At 64.1% G+C, this 15,664-nt stretch carries 14 protein-coding genes; 13 read left to right on the top strand and 1 reads right to left on the bottom strand.

The window, feature by feature from the left end; all coding sequences use genetic code 11:
- Positions 1 to 73 precede the first annotated feature (73 nt).
- The 3 genes from JNE37_RS01345 (at position 74) to gltX (ending at position 4,110) form a co-directional block, all read left to right on the top strand.
- Entirely contained in the window at positions 74 to 1,015 is a 942-nt protein-coding gene (locus JNE37_RS01345) for a hypothetical protein (protein ID WP_152571811.1), read from the top strand.
- Positions 1,016 to 1,114: 99 nt separating this feature from the next.
- Positions 1,115 to 2,788: an NAD+ synthase gene (locus JNE37_RS01340; RefSeq protein WP_203065074.1), complete on the top strand. Its 1,674-nt coding sequence runs from the start codon at positions 1,115 to 1,117 to the stop codon at positions 2,786 to 2,788.
- Positions 2,785 to 4,110, top strand: coding sequence for a glutamate--tRNA ligase (gene gltX / locus JNE37_RS01335; protein WP_203065073.1), 1,326 nt, complete (start codon positions 2,785 to 2,787; stop codon positions 4,108 to 4,110). The genes JNE37_RS01340 and gltX overlap by 4 nt, the downstream gene beginning before the upstream one ends.
- On the opposite strand, the gene JNE37_RS01330 is transcribed toward gltX, so the two are convergent.
- Positions 4,055 to 5,191 (bottom strand): DUF2865 domain-containing protein, encoded by a 1,137-nt coding sequence (locus JNE37_RS01330; RefSeq protein WP_035089396.1) that lies wholly within the window; start codon positions 5,189 to 5,191, stop codon positions 4,055 to 4,057. The two genes, gltX and JNE37_RS01330, sit on opposite strands and share 56 nt — an antisense overlap.
- 168 nt (positions 5,192 to 5,359) lie before the next feature.
- Here JNE37_RS01330 and JNE37_RS01325 point away from each other — a divergent pair, with 168 nt between their 5' ends.
- The 10 genes from JNE37_RS01325 to JNE37_RS01280 all read left to right on the top strand — a co-directional run bounded on the left by JNE37_RS01325 (position 5,360) and on the right by JNE37_RS01280 (position 15,658).
- Positions 5,360 to 6,367 carry a fumarylacetoacetate hydrolase family protein gene (locus JNE37_RS01325; RefSeq protein WP_203065072.1) on the top strand — a complete coding sequence of 336 codons (1,008 nt, stop codon included), beginning with the start codon at positions 5,360 to 5,362 and terminating at the stop codon, positions 6,365 to 6,367.
- Between the two features lie 192 nt (positions 6,368 to 6,559).
- A complete protein-coding gene (cysS, locus tag JNE37_RS01320) occupies positions 6,560 to 7,945 on the top strand; it encodes a cysteine--tRNA ligase (protein ID WP_203065071.1) in 1,386 nt (461 codons plus the stop codon).
- A gap of 236 nt (positions 7,946 to 8,181) precedes the next feature.
- Positions 8,182 to 8,514 (top strand): endonuclease domain-containing protein, encoded by a 333-nt coding sequence (locus JNE37_RS01315; RefSeq protein WP_246513457.1) that lies wholly within the window; start codon positions 8,182 to 8,184, stop codon positions 8,512 to 8,514.
- A 5-nt stretch (positions 8,515 to 8,519) separates the two neighbouring features.
- Positions 8,520 to 8,894, top strand: coding sequence for a VOC family protein (locus tag JNE37_RS01310; protein WP_203066291.1), 375 nt, complete (start codon positions 8,520 to 8,522; stop codon positions 8,892 to 8,894).
- On the top strand, positions 8,881 to 9,345 hold the full coding sequence (locus tag JNE37_RS01305; RefSeq protein ID WP_203065070.1) for a GFA family protein: 465 nt from the start codon (positions 8,881 to 8,883) through the stop codon (positions 9,343 to 9,345). Before JNE37_RS01310 ends, JNE37_RS01305 begins: the two co-directional genes overlap by 14 nt.
- Positions 9,342 to 9,815 (top strand): GFA family protein, encoded by a 474-nt coding sequence (locus JNE37_RS01300; protein WP_182397780.1) that lies wholly within the window; start codon positions 9,342 to 9,344, stop codon positions 9,813 to 9,815. Before JNE37_RS01305 ends, JNE37_RS01300 begins: the two co-directional genes overlap by 4 nt.
- A gap of 6 nt (positions 9,816 to 9,821) precedes the next feature.
- Positions 9,822 to 11,423, top strand: coding sequence for a citramalate synthase (gene cimA, locus JNE37_RS01295; RefSeq protein WP_203065069.1), 1,602 nt, complete (start codon positions 9,822 to 9,824; stop codon positions 11,421 to 11,423).
- 52 nt (positions 11,424 to 11,475) lie between these two features.
- The gene (locus JNE37_RS22550; RefSeq protein WP_203065068.1) at positions 11,476 to 13,245 is read left to right on the top strand and encodes a LysM peptidoglycan-binding domain-containing protein; all 1,770 of its coding nucleotides are present in this window, start codon (positions 11,476 to 11,478) and stop codon (positions 13,243 to 13,245) included.
- A 176-nt stretch (positions 13,246 to 13,421) separates the two neighbouring features.
- Complete coding sequence (locus JNE37_RS01285; RefSeq protein WP_035089414.1) at positions 13,422 to 13,748, top strand: ArsR/SmtB family transcription factor; 327 nt, start codon at positions 13,422 to 13,424, stop codon at positions 13,746 to 13,748.
- Positions 13,748 to 15,658 (top strand): ABCB family ABC transporter ATP-binding protein/permease, encoded by a 1,911-nt coding sequence (locus tag JNE37_RS01280; RefSeq protein ID WP_035027809.1) that lies wholly within the window; start codon positions 13,748 to 13,750, stop codon positions 15,656 to 15,658. The genes JNE37_RS01285 and JNE37_RS01280 overlap by 1 nt, the downstream gene beginning before the upstream one ends.
- Positions 15,659 to 15,664 lie beyond the last annotated feature (6 nt).

The following is a 15,664-nucleotide window of genomic DNA, read 5'->3' as shown; positions in this document are numbered from 1 at the left end:
ACAACATTAACCCTAATGAGCGATGAATAGGACGACGGGAGCCTGCCATGGGGGCGGCGAGCCGGAGGACACCATGTATCGTTTGGTCCCAGCCCTGACCTTGTCTGCCCTGGCGCTTCTCGCAGCCGCTCCAGCAATGGCCGCAGACTATCCCGATGGCTTCCGCATGGGTTACCCGGAGGATTATGACAACTACCAGCCGCTCGGCTTCGAGGCCGGCCTGCGCTACTGGTATTCGTGGGGCCAGCAAAAGGCCGATTTCGGCAACGGCGAGCTCAATTCCAACGACCGCGCGAGCATCGTCGAAGCTCACCTGCGCATCGATGACTATTCCACCCAGAGCTACGTGAAGGGCCTCGCCGGCTATTCCGCCGTCATCAATGGCGACTACCAGATCGGCGGCGCTGCCGGCGGGCCGATCGAGTCTGGCCGTGTCGCCTATGCCGGTGCGGATTTCGGCTGGTCGCCCTTCGGCTGGGCCCCGGCCGGCAACGGCATCTACGGCTTCGTCGGCTACCAGTACTGGAATGACTCCCCCGAGATGGGCCGCGGTCCTTTCGTCGTGAGTCTCGATGGCGCCGGCAACCCCAACGCCTTCAACAGCGCCGTGAACAACCTCGACATCAACGCCCTGCGCCTCGGCCTCGCCGGCCGCATGGATTTCGGCATGTTCGACGTCACCGCCGAAGTCGCCGCCATCCCCTATGCCTGGATGTCGGGCACGCTGGGCACCGGTTCGATCGCCCCGTTCAACTACGGCGGCATCAACTATTACCAGGCCTCCTCGACCAACATTTCCGGCTTCGGCTATGGCGCCATGGGCGAACTCATGGTCGGCTTCAAGCCGGTCGAGAACATGGCGATCCGGGCCGGTGGCCGCGCCTGGTATGTCGGCGGCAATCTCGATTACACCTACGATGCCGTCTCCACGGCCGGGCATCAGGGTTTCATCGGCAAGTCATGGGTCTCGGCCTTCCGCTACGGCCTCCTGGCGGAAATGACCTACAAGTTCTGACCTGCGCGCCCACTGCACCGCAGCCAATTCCTCCATCCGCTTGCCCTTGCCGGGGTGAGCGGATAAGTCTTTGCCGTCTTTGAAACCGGGCCGCTTTCCGTGACCGATCGTCTTCGCATCGCCCTTGCTCAGCTCAATCCCAAGGTCGGCGACCTCAAGGGCAATCTTGCCCTCGGCCGCCAGGCACTGGCCGATGCCGTCGAGGCCAGGGCCGATATCCTGATGTTCCCCGAACTCTTCCTCACCGGCTATTTCCCGGAGGATCTGTTCTTCAAGCGCCAGTTCGTGGACGACGCGATCGCCGCGGCGCGCGAGCTCATCGCCGCTACCGCCAACACCTCCGTCAGCCTCATCCTGCCCACCGTCTGGCGTGACGAGGAGGGCCTGCGCAACGCCATCGTCCTCGGCGAGAACGGCCGCGTCACCGCCCGCCGCTTCAAGCGTGAGCTGCCAAATGACGACGTCTTCTACGAGCGCCGCTATTTCGTGCCTGGCGATCTCGCCGAACCGGTGACCATCAAGGGCGTCTCCATCGGCATTCCGATCTGCGAAGACATCTGGCACGCCGAAGTCTGCGAGCACCTGGTCGACAACGGCGCCCGGCTGCTGCTCTGCCCCAACGGCTCGCCCTATTGGCGCAACAAGCAGGACACGCGCAAGGAACTGGTGCTGGCCCGCGTCAACGAAGACAACGTCCCCATGCTCTACCTCAACCAGGTCGGCGGGCAGGACGAGCTGGTCTATGACGGCGCTTCCTTCGCCATCGAGCCCGGCGGCCGGCTGGCGCTGCAGGGCAAGTCATTCGAGACCGATTTCATCGTCAGCGACTGGACGCACACCGATAACGGCTGGCGCTGCGAGCAGGGCGAGGTCGTACCGCTTGTCTCATCGGACGAAGCTCCCTGGCGCGCCTGCATCCTGGGCCTGCGCGACTATGTCCACAAGAACGGTTTCAAGCAGGTGGTGCTCGGTCTTTCCGGCGGCATCGACAGCGCCGTGGTTGCCGCCATGGCAGTGGATGCCTTCGGCTCCGAAAACGTCCATTGCCTGATGCTGCCTTACCGCTACACGTCGGAAGAAAGCCTGCGCGACGCCAAGGACTGCGCCGAGCGCCTGGGCGTACGCTATGACATCGTCTCGATCGGCGCTCCGGTCGATGATGCCCTTACCGAACTCGCGCCGGTCTTCGGCAACCAGCCGCAGGACCTGACCGAAGAGAATATCCAGTCGCGCATGCGCGGCCTCATGCTCATGGCCGTCTCCAACAAGTTCGGCTCGATGCTCCTCACCACCGGCAACAAGTCGGAGATGTCGGTCGGCTACGCCACGATCTACGGCGACATGAACGGCGGCTTCAATCCGCTCAAGGACATGCTCAAGATGCAGGTCTACCGGCTGGCGCACTGGCGTAACCAGCACCTGCCGGGCGATGTGCTGGGCAAGGCCGGCGAGATCATTCCGCAGGCTATCATCGACAAGGCGCCCAGCGCCGAGTTGCGCCCCAACCAGACCGACCAGGACAGCCTGCCGCCTTACCCCGTGCTCGATGCGATCCTCGAAGGGTTCGTCGAGGAGGAGTTGTCGGTCAAGGAACTGGTGGCGCGCGGCTTCGACCTCGCCACCGTCAAGCGCATCGAAAAGCTGCTCTACATCGCCGAATACAAGCGGCGGCAATCGGCGCCGGGCGTCAAGCTCACCGCCAAGGCGCTCGGCCTCGGCCGCAAATACCCCATCACCAACGGCTATCGCGACGATAGCGGGAACACTAATTGACGACCGTCCGCTATGCGCCGTCCCCCACGGGCCGGCTTCACCTTGGCAATGCCCGCCCGGCCTTGCTCAACTGGTTCTTCGCCCGCTCGCATTCGGGCACCTATATCCTGCGGATGGACGATACCGACACGGCGCGTTCGACCCGCGAATTCGCCGACGGCATCGAGACCGATCTTGCGTGGCTCGGCATCAAGCCCGATGCCCTCGTGCGTCAGTCCGATCGCACCGCGCTTTACGAAGCCGCCAAGCTCAAGCTCATCGAATCCGGCCGGCTATATCCGGCATACGAAACGGAAGACGAACTCGACCGCCGCCGCAAGCGTGCCCGCGCCATGGGCAATCCGCCGATCTACGATCGTGCCGCGCTCAAGCTTACCGACGACGATCGCCGCAAGCTCGAAGCGGAGGGCCGCAAGCCGCACTGGCGCTTCAAACTCGATGGCAAGCCGGTGCAGTTCACCGACCTCATCAAGGGCGAGCAGACCGTCAACACCGCCTCGATGTCCGACCCGGTCCTCGTGCGCGAGGATGGCTCCTTCCTCTACACCCTTCCTTCCGTCGTCGACGATATCGACCTGGGCATCACCCACGTGATCCGCGGCGAAGACCACGTCTCGAACACCGGCACGCAGATCGAAATCTTCGAGGCGCTGGGCGGCAAGGTGCCGTTCTTCGCGCACCACAACCTGCTGACCGATGCCGAAGGGCAGGGCTTTTCCAAGCGCCTTGGCTCGCTCTCGTTGTCCGACCTGCGCGAGAGCGGCTACGAGTCCCTGGCGGTCGCCATCATGGCCTCACTCACTGGCACGTCGCTGCCGATCGAGCCGTCGGAGAGCCTCGATGCCATCGCCGAGAAGCTCGAGCTGCGCATGATCTCGCACGGGCCGGCCCGCTTCGATCCGGCCGAACTCGACACGCTCAACGCCCGCATCCTCCACGCCATGCCCTATGAGGCGGCGCGCCCGCGGCTGGAGCACCTAGGCCTCGCCAGCGAGCCGCTATGGCTGGCCAACCGGCAGAACCTCAACCGGTTCGATGACATCGTGGAATGGGCCAAGCTCGTCACTGGCCCCGTCGAGCCTGTGATCCTGCCCGAGGATCGCGAGTTCATCGACCTGGCTCGCGACATGCTCCCGGCCGAGCCCTGGGACGAAGCCACCTGGATCCTCTGGACCAACGCCCTCAAGGAAAAGACCGGGCGGAAGGGCAAGGCGCTCTTCCTGCCGCTGCGCATGGCTCTGACGGGCCGTCACGACGGCCCGGAGCTCAAGGCCCTGCTGCCTTTACTTGGGCGTAAGGCGTGTCAGGACCGACTATCCTGACGCTCTTGTTCCCGAACTGAATGACGCGGTCGCCGGCTTCCGACGGCTGCGCGGTGACGGTCGGCGCAACCGAGCCCGGGCGACGGCGGGGCAGGGGAACATCGATCAGCGTCGCCTGCGCCACCTGGATGTTGTTGGCAGCCGAGCGCGAATAGCCGCGCGGGTCGCGCAGCGGCAGCGGGAAATCCACGTCGGCAAACTCGACCATGGATCGGCCCTCCTCGCCTCCCCCTCCGCCGCCGATCGTCGCGATCGAACCCTGCGGAGCAGAGGGCTTGCAGCTCGCCGTCAAGTCCACCGTCTTGCGGTAGGCAAAGGCATAGGACATCGAGGAATAGGCCGAGCCGTCGAGATTGACCATCTGCTCGGGCTCCTGCCCGGGGTTCTTGTAGTAGAAGAGGTCGACCGGCGTGCCTGGGCACGTTTCCTGGCACTGATAGGCGTCCTGGCCGAGATAGTCTGGCAGCGTGGAATAGCTGATCGGCCAGAAATAGCCGTCGCTCTTGCGCACGCAGACCGTGCGCAGCGTGCCGTAGCCCGCGCCGGTATATTCGTCCCCGATGATGTCGCCTTCGGTGAACTGGCCCTGCTGGTTGGTGTAGCCGCCGAAGAGGCGATCGAAGAGGCCGCCGCGATTGGCGGTGTTCTGCTGGGTGACGGTCGCCTGCGAACCGGAATTGCAGCCGAAACGCATCATCTCCTGGAGCACCGCCTCGCGCTGCTGGGCAACGGCATTGGCCGTCTGCACCGACTCGCCAAGATTGTCGCGCAATTGGCGACCCTTGATGATCTGGCGGGCGAGCTGCTGGCATTCCCGGTTCAACTGCTGACCGGCCTTGGCGGCCGCGTTGCAGCCCGTGCGCACATAGGCGCTTTCGGCGTCCTGCAACTGCGACGCCACCATCCGCGCCTGGTCGGAATTGCTCTGCCCCTGCCGGAAGGCGCTGTTGCGCTCAAGCTGGTTGAGCTGTCGCTGCAACTGCATGCAGGCATTGGCCTGCGCATAGGCATCGGTGACGTCGAGGAGCGCGCCCCCGGCCATCGCCACGAACAGGGCGAGGAAGCGGATAGCGTTTTTCATTGAAACCTGCATGCCCGGGTGCCTATCTCCTTGCGACGGCTAGCGCTCGATTGTGCCGAATCCGCGACCCCGTTTAAGGAAACCGTGAGATAAGCACCGCACTATGCTTCTCGTGGTTAGCCCAACAGCGCCGCCCCTGTCACGTCAAAGCGCCGAGAAGTCCCCGTAATGAAGCTTGCTACCCTCCGCAACGGCCGCCCTGACGGACAACTCGCCGTGGTTTCGCGCGATCTGAAGCGCTTCGTCTCGGCCGGCAAGGTTGCTCCCAACCTACAGGCCGCGCTCGACACCTGGGAAACCAGCGCTCCTGCGCTCGCCGAAATCAGCCAGGCCCTCAATGCCGGAGGCATCGCCTCCCAGTCCTTCGACCCCGGTGAGGCGCTGGCCCCGCTGCCGCGCGCCTATTCCTGGATCGACGGTTCGGGCTACCTCAGCCACCTCGAACGGGTCCGCACCCTCGCCGGCAGCAAGGATGCCGAACTGCAATCGGCCCGCCCGCTGCTCTACCAGGGCGGCTCCGATTCGCTCTCGGGCGCGAACGAGCCGATCCTCGTTTCGGACGATGGCCTCGCCGTCGACTTCGAGGCCGAGATCGCCGTCATCACCGGCCCGGTCCCCATGCTGCCGACCCGCTCGGAAGCTGCCGCCTCCGTCCGCCTCATCACCGTCTGCAACGACGTGTCGCTGCGCCGCCTGGTTGCAGACGACCTCCAGAATGGTTTCGGCTTCTTCCATTCCAAGCCTTCGACTTCTTTCGGTCCCGTTGTCGCCACGCCCGATGAATTCGGCTCGGCCTGGCGGGACAACAAGCTCCACCTCAAGCTGCGCATCACCGTCAACGACGCGCTCTTCGGCCAGCCCGACGCCGGTATCGATATGCATTTCGATTTCGCCGACCTCATCGCAGCTGCCGCCGGTACGCGTCGGCTCATCGCCGGGACCATCATCGGCTCGGGCACGGTCACCAACCGGCATGAGGAGGCCCCGCCCATCAAGCGCGATGGCATCGGTTTTTCCTGCATCGCCGAAGCGCGGGCGGTTGAGAAACTCAAATACGGCAAGGCCCGCACGCCGTTCCTCAAGGATGGCGATCGCGTCAGCATCGCAGTCCTCGACGCCGCTGGCGCCTCTGTCGTCGGAGCGATCGACCAGCGGGTCGCCATCTACCGCCGCTAGCGTCGAAACCGCTTGCTTTCCATCGCGTTCGCGGTCAAACATGCGCGCCATGAAAACCGTCAACGCAATCTGCATTACCGGCTGCATTATTATCCGCTAACCCATCGGGCGCGGCGCGGTTTTCTTCACCCCAACATCCAGACTATCGAAGACTCCGCGCCCGCGTGAAAACCGTTCTGTGGCAGGAATTTCATGGCTTCGGCTCAAAAAACTGGACTGCGCCTCTACAATACCCTCACCCGGACCCAGCAGGACTTCGTTCCGCTCGATCCGGCCAATGTGCGCATGTACGTCTGCGGACCGACGGTCTATGATTTCGCCCATATCGGCAACGCCCGGCCAGTAATCGTCTTCGACGTGCTGTTCCGCGTACTGCGTCATGTCTACGGCGCCGATCACGTCACCTATGTCCGCAACATCACGGACGTCGACGACAAGATCAACGCCCGCGCCGCCCGCGATTTTCCCGGCCTGCCGCTCAACGAGGCGATCCGCAAGGTCACCGAGAAGACCGCCGGTCAGTTCCGCTCCGACGTGGCCGCATTGGGCGCACTCGAGCCGAGCGTAGAGCCGCGCGCGACCGAAAACATTGATGAGATGCAGGCTCTCATCAAGGCGCTGCTCGAACGCGAGCACGCCTACGAGGCCAGCGGCGAAGTCCTCTTCGCCGTGGAGTCCATGCCCGATTACGGCCAGCTCTCTGGCCGCAATCTGGAGGACCAGTTGGCAGGCGCCCGCGTGGCGGTGGAAAGCCACAAGCGCAACCCGGCCGACTTTGTGCTGTGGAAGCAATCGAGCGCCGAGGAACCGGGTTGGCAAAGCCCCTGGGGGCGCGGCCGTCCGGGCTGGCACATCGAGTGCTCGGCCATGAGTGAGCGCTATCTGGGCCGCACCTTTGACATCCATGGCGGCGGGCTCGACCTCATCTTCCCGCACCACGAAAACGAAATCGCCCAGTCGCGTTGCGCCCACGGCACTCACGCCATGGCCAATGTCTGGATGCATAACGGCTTCGTGCAGGTGGAAGGGCAGAAGATGTCCAAGAGCCTGGGCAACTTCATCACCATTCACGACCTGCTGGCGACCGATAAGTTCGGCGGCCGCAAATGGCCGGGTGAAGTCCTGCGCCTCGCCATGCTCATGACCCACTACCGCGAGCCCATCGACTTCTCGGTCGCGCGGCTGGAAGAGGCGACCCAGCTCCTCGAAAAATGGGAGCGCTTCGCCAAGGGCCACGCACCTGGGGGTGATATCGACGCCGAAGCACTTGCGCATCTGGGTGATGATCTCGATACGCCCGGCGCCATCCGTCGCATCCATCGGCTGATCGTGGACGATGCTCAACCGGCCGCTGGCCTCGCCATCGCCGGCCTCCTCGGCATCAAGGTGCTGCGCGAGGCGGTGGTGGATGCTGGTACCGAAGCCTTGGTCGCCGCTCGGCTTGAAGCACTCAACACCAGGAACTTCGCAGAAGCCGACCGCATCCGAACCGAACTGGCCGGGCAGGGGGTCCAGTTGATGGACTACAAGGACCCCGAAACCGGCGAGCGTCGGACGAAGTGGGAAGTGAAGCGGTGATGGTACGCAATGGCTCGGAGGACGGGATGCCGGAGGGGTGGAGCGATCGATCCCCCTCATCCGGTCCTTCGGACCACCTTCTCCCACAAGGGGAGAAGGACGAGGGGCATGCTGAACGCGCCGCGAACGCGGGCTCACCCTCGCCCCTTGTGGGAGAGGGTGCCCGAAGGGCGGGTGAGGGGGGCGGGCCGCCAGCGCCGCGCCATGAGGAAACCCACCAGCCGGTCAGCCCGCGCTTGCGTGGCATCGCACGAAAACTCAGGCGCAACTCCACGGAGGCGGAAAAGCTGCTCTGGGAGTTGCTTCGGAACCGGCGGTTCGCGGCCTTCAAGTTTCGCCGTCAGGTTCCCGTTGGTCCTTTCGTCGCTGACTTCGCCTGTTTCGATGCCATGCTGATCATCGAACTGGATGGCAGCCAGCACTTCGAAAGCCAGCGAGACGCCGCGCGGGACAGCGAGCTTGGCCGCCGTGGCTTCCACATCCTCCGCATCTGGAACAACGACCTCGCCGCGCCCGATAGCGTGCTCGATGCCATCTGGCACGCTCTCCACAGGAGCACCCTGCAATGACCGTCATCATTGATCACGTCGGCCTTTCGGCCACCGATTTCGAGAAGTCCAAGGCCTTCTACGCCGAGGCTCTCGGCACGCTGGGTATCAAGCTGCTTGCCGACTGGACCTTCGGCGACAGCCGTATCGCCGGCTTCGGCATCGATCGGGCGACGTTCTGGCTGCACTCGGGCAAGAAAGTCCGCGGCGAAGCGCATCTGGCGTTCCGGGCGCGCAGCCATGCCGAGGTCAACGCTTTCTATTCGGTGGCGCTCTCCATGGGAGGCACCGATAACGGTGCGCCCGGCCCGCGGCCGCATTACCACGCCAATTACTACGGCGCTTTCGTGCTCGATCCCGACGGACACAACATCGAGGCCTGTTGCCATGAGCCAGAATGAGTTGACCGGTGGCTGCCAATGCGGCGCGGTGCGTTTTCGCGCCGAAAGCCTTGGGCGGCCTTCCATCTGCCATTGCCGCATGTGCCAGAAGGCCTTTGGCAGCTTCTTCGGGCCGCTGGTGACCGGCCATGGTGTGATCTGGACACGAGGCCAGCCAAAGCTCTTCCGCAGCTCGAACCTTGCCAGCCGCGGCTTCTGCGCCGATTGCGGCACGCCGCTGACCTATCAGGCCGACGGGCACGAAATCGAACTGGCCATCGGGGCGCTGGACCATCCCGAAATGGCTGCTCCGACCATCCAGGTAAACCCTGCCGACAGGCTTCCCTATTTCGAAGGCCTGGCCAACCTGCCCATGCAGCAGCGGTCCGCGGAGCGCGAGCCCTTCTACGCGGCAGTGGTCAGCTACCAGCACCCCGACCACGATACGACACGTTCCGGAGACAGCGCATGAGCGAGAGTTTTTCCGGCGGCTGCCAGTGCGGCGCCGTCCGTTTCCGGGTCGAGGGCCCGGTCAATCACGCCTCGATCTGCAATTGCCGTATGTGCCAGAAGGCATTCGGCAATCTCATGGCCCCGTTTGCCAGCTTCAAGGCGCCCGTGGAATGGACGCGTGGCCGCCCGACGCTGTTCCGTAGCTCCCAAGCCGTCCAGCGCGGTTTCTGCAACAAGTGCGGCACACCGCTGACCTACCAGGTCGGCGAGGGCAATCCGGCGCTTGCCATTGGCGCCTTCGACCGGGTCAACGACATCGTGCCGACCATCGAATTCGCCCGTGAGAACCGGCACCCAGTGCTCGACAACCTCGATGGCCTCATTCCCGAAGATCTCGGTTCGACCGACGAGGAGCGCAACATGCTGGCGATTCTCCGTTCGTTCCAGCATCCCGACCGCGACACCGACAACTGGCAGCCGCAAGGCTGAGAGCTGATGACAAAAGAACGCCTGTATCTCTTCGACACCACCCTTCGCGATGGCGCCCAGACCGCCGGCATCGAGTTCTCGCTCGAGGACAAGATTTCGGTGACGGCCCTGCTTGAGGAACTCGGCGTCGATTACATCGAGGGCGGCTATCCCGGCGCCAACGTGGTGGATACGGAGTTCTTTTCCGAAAAACGCACTCGGCGCGCCACGTTCACCGCCTTCGGCATGACCAAGCGGGCAGGGCGCTCCGTCGGCAACGACCCGGGCGTGCAGGCGCTGCTCAATTCGCAGGCGCAGGCCACCTGCTTCGTCGCCAAGGCCTGGGACCAGCAGGTCATCCTCGCGCTGGGCATTTCTCCCGAGGACAATCTCAAGGGCCTCACCGAAACCATCGAGGCAGGCCTCGCGGCCGGTAAGGAAGTGCTGGTCGATGCCGAGCATTTCTTCGATGGCTACAAGGCCAATCCGCAATATGCCTCGCTCTTCGTCGAGACCGCTCTGGCGGCCGGCGCCCGTTGGGTGGTGCTGTGCGACACCAATGGCGGCACCATGCCTTTCGAGATCGAGGAGATCGTCAAGGCGCTGCCGGTCGATCATGCCCGCCTGGGCATCCACGCCCACGACGACACCGGTCAGGCCGTCGCCAACACGCTGGCGGCAGTTCGCGCCGGCGTGCGGCACATCCAGGGAACGCTCAACGGCATCGGCGAGCGCTGCGGCAACGCCAACCTCATGACCATCATCCCCACGCTTGCGCTCAAGCCCGGCTTTGCCGATCGGTTCGAGCTGGGAATCGATGCCGCGCGCCTGCAGAACATCACCCGCATTTCGCGGACATTTGATGAGCTTCTCAATCGCGCGCCCAGCCGTCAGGCGCCCTATGTCGGCGCGTCGGCCTTCGCCACCAAGGCAGGCATTCACGCTTCGGCACTGGCCAAGGACCCATCTACCTATGAGCACGTGCCGCCCGAAGCGATCGGCAACGAGCGCTCGGTGATGGTTTCCCAGCAGGCGGGCAAATCCAACCTGCTGATCACGCTCAAGCGCCACGGCATCGAGATCGGCAAGGACGATCCACGGCTCGATACGCTCCTGCGCCACGTCAAGGAGCGCGAGGCTCGCGGTTATTCCTACGACGGCGCCGATGCGTCCTTCGTGCTGCTGGCCCGCAAGACGCTGGGAATGCTGCCAGAATTCTTCGATGTCGAGAACTACCGCACGAGCGTCGAGCGCCGGCACAATTCGCGCGGCGAGCAGATCGCGGTGACCGAAGCCATCGTCAAGATCCGGGTCGATGATGACCTGCTCATGTCGGTGGCCGAAGGTAATGGCCCGATCAACGCGCTCGACCTCGCCTTGCGCAAGGACCTCGGCAAGTATTCCGACAAGATCGGCGACCTCGAGCTCGTCGATTTCAAGGTGCGTATCCTGGACGGCGGCACGGGCGCGGTCACCCGTGTACTGGTGGAAAGCAGGGATGGTAGCGGGGAGCGCTGGTACACCGTCGGCGTGTCCCCCAACATCATTGATGCCTCATTTGAGGCGTTATATGAGTCAATCACCTATAAACTGTTGAAAACCGAGGAGCCGGCCCAGTTTCCGGCGTAATCGGACTTTCGCGACAACCCGGTTTGTAGGCGCATTTGCGCCTGCGAACCTCTTGGAGGCTAAACTGGCCGAGACCACCCCGAAACGTCCCCTTGCCGTCACCATCGGTGCGGCAGTCGCCACGTTGGTCATTATTGCGGGGGTTCTGACAGGCCCCACGCTCCTTAGCTGCTCCGGCAGCCCCGAAGGTTTCGGCGCCTGTGTCTCCGGCAAGCTCTCCGATGTCGGCATCCTGCCCAAGCCCGCTCCCGTGGCCGTTGCGGAAACCACCGCACCCGCCACGACGCCCGAGCCCGCTGCTCAAACCGCCACGCCCGAAACGACGCAACCGGCGGCCACCTATCCCGACATCATCACCCCCACTTTCGGCCTGCTGCGCGCCGAGCCGAATGGCTCCGTGGTTATCGCCGGTAGCGGCAAGCCTGGCACCGAGGTCGAGGTCTTCTCCAACGACGCTTCGATCGGCAAAACCAAGGTCGAAACGAGCGGCGACTGGGTGCTCGTCCCCGAAAAGCCGTTGCCTGGCGGCGGCGTGGAACTGACGGTCGGCGAAGCCGGCTCGAAGGAGCGCTCCGGCCAATCCTTCGTCGTCGTGATCGATCCATCCCACAAGAACGAACCGCTGGTCGTGGCCAGCGTGCCAGGCAAGGCCAGCGAAGTGCTGCAGGGGCTGGCAAAGCCCTCCACCGAGCAACCGATGCAGGTTGCGACCGCCGAGGAGCCCAAGACGGCAACCCCAACGTCTGACGCAAACGCCCCCGTCACCGCTCCCGAAACACCCGCTGCTGCGCCCGCCGCAGAGCAGCCCGCTGCTACGGTTGAAGCGCCTGCGAACAACGCCACCAACACTGCCGCTCCTGCTCAAAGCAATCCTGCGGCCACCACGGCCACCGAAGCGCAGAACGCTCCGGCTGCGGCTCCCGCCGCAACGCCAGCTGAACCCGCCACTCCGGCCGCGACGGAAACCGCTACCGCCGAGCAGCCTGCCCAACCGCAGGTGCCCGCAACGCAGCCCACGGCCAATGGTGGCGAGCAGCAGGTCGCCGCGGCAGAGGCGCCGGCCGCTACTCCGGCGACTCCGACCGAGCAGGCGCCCGCGCAACTCCTGGCGCCGCCGACTATCGACGCCATCGAGATCGACGGCACCCATAACTTCTTCGCCGGGGCGGGCCCTGATGGGGCGACCGTCCGCCTTTATGTGGACGACAAGTTCGTTGCCGACAGCATCGTGCGCGGCGGACGCTGGCTGGTCGAGACAACGCAGAATGTTCTGACCAAATCCGCTCAACTGGTCCGCGTCGACCTGCTGCGTCCGGGCACATCGGAAGTGGCCGCGCGTGCCGAAGTGAACTTCGAAGTGCAGCTGCCAGGAGCGGAAGCTCCGGTGGCCGTTGCTCAGGCCGAAGCTCCGGCTGCCACGCCTCCTGCCGCCGAACCCGCGACGCCGTCGACCACCGAAGCACCCGCGACGGCTACAGCGCCGACCGAGCAATCTGCCAACACTCCGGCTTCAGTGCCCGAGACTCCGGCACCCGCGCAAGCTACCGAAGCTGCCGCCCAGCCGCAGGCGCCCGCCGCACCCACGCAGTCGAACGTTCCGACCATGGTGGCTGTACCTGTCGGCAACGATCCTGAAGCCCAGCGCTTTGCCTCGGGAAAGGCCATCATTCGATCGGGTGACAACCTCTGGACGATCGCCCGCCGCGTCTATGGCCAAGGCATCAAGTACACGACGATCTACGAGGCCAACACCACGCAGATCCGTGACCCGCACTGGATCTATCCGGGCCAGGTCTTCTCCCTGCCCGAAGACAAGCAGTAGGCGATACGCATAGCGGACGTGCTCGGCGTCCGTCCGGCACTTTCTCTTCCCCGGCCCCATGTCGGGGAAGAAGATCCATGACGCCAGCCTCATGCTGCCCTCATTTGGGGGAATCGCACACTTTGGTATAGTTCTAACTTGCGGATGAGAGTGCCTTCTTCTATCGTAATTTAACGATGAAAAATCCGATCATGCAGGACGACGATCTGGCCGCCATGCTTCGCGCGCTGGGACACCCGGTGCGGCTTTCGATTTTGCGCATCCTCGGCGCGCAGAACGATTGCTGCTGCACGGATGTCACGCAGTGCCTGCCGCTGGCCCAGTCCACCGTATCCCAGCACATCAAGGTGCTGCTCGATGCCGGACTGATCGAGCGCCAGGCCAAGGGTACGCGTAACTGCTACTCGCTCCGCACTGATCGGCTCGATGCTCTTAACTCCGCCTGCGGAGGCCTGTTCTCGGGTCTCAGCCAGGCCCCGCAACGGTTGCCGGAAGCGGTCTGATGTCTTCTCCTGAAATGTCGCAAAAGAAGCCCCGGGTCAGTGCCGAGGAGGGCTCGCTGCTCTCTACGGTCAGGAATCTGTGGGGATATATGTGGCCGGAAGGCCGCCCTGATCTGAAGATGCGGGTGGTGCTGGCCATCGCCGCGCTGCTGGTATCGAAGGTCGCCACCACGCTCGCGCCCTTCGCTTACAAGGGCATCATCGATACCCTGGGGCAGACCGGCGGCAACCAGGCGCTGATCATGGGCATCGCCGTCCCCATCGTGCTGGTGGTCGCCTTTGGCGTTGCCAATGTGGTGGATGCCGGCTTCCAGCAATTGCGCGACGTGCTGTTCGCCAGCGTCGGTCAAAACGCCGTCCGCACGCTAGCCTTCCAGACCTTCAATCACCTCCACCGCCTCTCGCTGCGCTTTCATCTGCAGCGGCGCACCGGCGGGCTTTCGCGCGTCATCGAGCGCGGCACGAAGGGCATCGAAACCATCGTCCGCTTTACCATGCTCAACACGGCGCCGACCCTGGTCGAGTTCGTGATCGTCGGCGTGGTCTTCATCTCGATCTTCGGCATCAGCTATCTGGGTGTGCTGATCGTCACGATCTGGCTCTACCTCTGGTTCACCATCAAGGCGAGCAACTGGCGTATCGCCATCCGCCGCGACATGAACAACTCGGATACCGACGCCAACTCGAAGGCGATCGATAGCCTGCTCAACTTCGAGACCGTCAAGTATTTCAACAACGAGGACCTCGAGGCGCGCCGGTTCGACGCTTCGATGGCCACCTATGAGCGCTCGGCCATCCGCATCTGGAACTCGCTGGGTGTGCTCAATTTCGGCCAGGCGGTCATCTTCTACGTCGGCCTCACCATCATGTCGGCCATGTCGATCGTGGGTGTGCTGAACGGCCGCCTGACGCTGGGCGACTTCGTCCTGCTCAACACCTTCCTGATGCAGATCTATCGGCCACTCAACATGATCGGCTTCGTCTACCGCGAAATCCGCCAGGGCCTGACGGATATCGAGGAGATGTTCAAGCTGCTCGACCAGGATCCGGAGATCGTCGACAAGCCCGGCGCCACCCCGCTCAAGATTACGGGTCCGGTGATCCGCTTTGACGATGTCCACTTCCAGTATGATCCCGACCGCCCGATCCTCAAGGGCGTAAGCTTCGAGGTGCCCGCCGGCAAGACTATCGCGGTGGTGGGCCCATCGGGTGCCGGCAAGTCCACGATTTCGCGACTGCTCTATCGGTTCTACGACGTCTCCAGCGGCTCGGTGACCATCGACGCGCAGGATGTCCGCGACATCACGCAGAACTCGCTTCGTTCGGCCATCGGGATGGTGCCGCAGGATACGGTGCTCTTCAACGACACCATCGCCTACAACATCCGCTACGGCCGCCCCGACGCGACCGATGAGGAGGTGCACGAGGCTGCGCGCATGGCCCAGATCGGCGAGTTCATCGAGTCGCTGCCTCGCGGCTACGACACGCCCGTCGGCGAACGCGGCCTCAAGCTCTCAGGCGGCGAGAAGCAGCGCGTGGCCATAGCCCGTACCATCCTCAAGGCGCCGCCGATCCTGGTGCTGGATGAGGCGACTTCTGCGCTGGACACCAAGACCGAGCGCGACATCCAGTCCGCACTCGATGCGGTGTCCAAGAACCGCACGACAGTGGTCATCGCCCACCGGCTCTCGACCGTCATCAATGCCGATGAGATCATCGTGCTGCGCGACGGCCAGATCGCCGAGCGCGGCCGCCATCCCGACCTGCTGATGCGTGACGGCCTCTACGCCCAGATGTGGAACCGCCAGCGCGAAGCGACCGAAGCAGAGGAACATCTGCGCGCGGTGCAGGACGACAAGGACGGGTTCCTCGGGCGGAGTTCCTCGGCAGAGAACGAGCCGGCGGAGTAAGAAGCG

The sequence above is a fragment of the Paradevosia shaoguanensis genome, from assembly GCF_016801025.1.
In the GTDB taxonomy this organism is placed as follows: Bacteria; Pseudomonadota; Alphaproteobacteria; order Rhizobiales; family Devosiaceae; genus Paradevosia; species Paradevosia shaoguanensis.
Note: the sequence above shows the minus strand (reverse complement) of the source record. Positions and strands in the feature narration are given on the sequence as shown.

Bases quoted from the DNA above. Each gene is read 5' to 3' on its own strand.
- cysS (WP_203065071.1), top strand. From the start codon at position 6,560: ATGGCTTCGGCTCAAAAAACTGGACTGCGCCTCTACAATACCCTCACC.
- JNE37_RS01285 (WP_035089414.1), top strand. From the start codon at position 13,422: ATGAAAAATCCGATCATGCAGGACGACGATCTGGCCGCCATGCTTCGC.
- JNE37_RS01330 (WP_035089396.1), bottom strand. From the start codon at position 5,191: ATGAAAAACGCTATCCGCTTCCTCGCCCTGTTCGTGGCGATGGCCGGG.
- JNE37_RS01345 (WP_152571811.1), top strand. From the start codon at position 74: ATGTATCGTTTGGTCCCAGCCCTGACCTTGTCTGCCCTGGCGCTTCTC.
- JNE37_RS01305 (WP_203065070.1), top strand. From the start codon at position 8,881: ATGAGCCAGAATGAGTTGACCGGTGGCTGCCAATGCGGCGCGGTGCGT.
- JNE37_RS01325 (WP_203065072.1), top strand. From the start codon at position 5,360: ATGAAGCTTGCTACCCTCCGCAACGGCCGCCCTGACGGACAACTCGCC.
- JNE37_RS01280 (WP_035027809.1), top strand. From the start codon at position 13,748: ATGTCTTCTCCTGAAATGTCGCAAAAGAAGCCCCGGGTCAGTGCCGAG.
- JNE37_RS01300 (WP_182397780.1), top strand. From the start codon at position 9,342: ATGAGCGAGAGTTTTTCCGGCGGCTGCCAGTGCGGCGCCGTCCGTTTC.
- cimA (WP_203065069.1), top strand. From the start codon at position 9,822: ATGACAAAAGAACGCCTGTATCTCTTCGACACCACCCTTCGCGATGGC.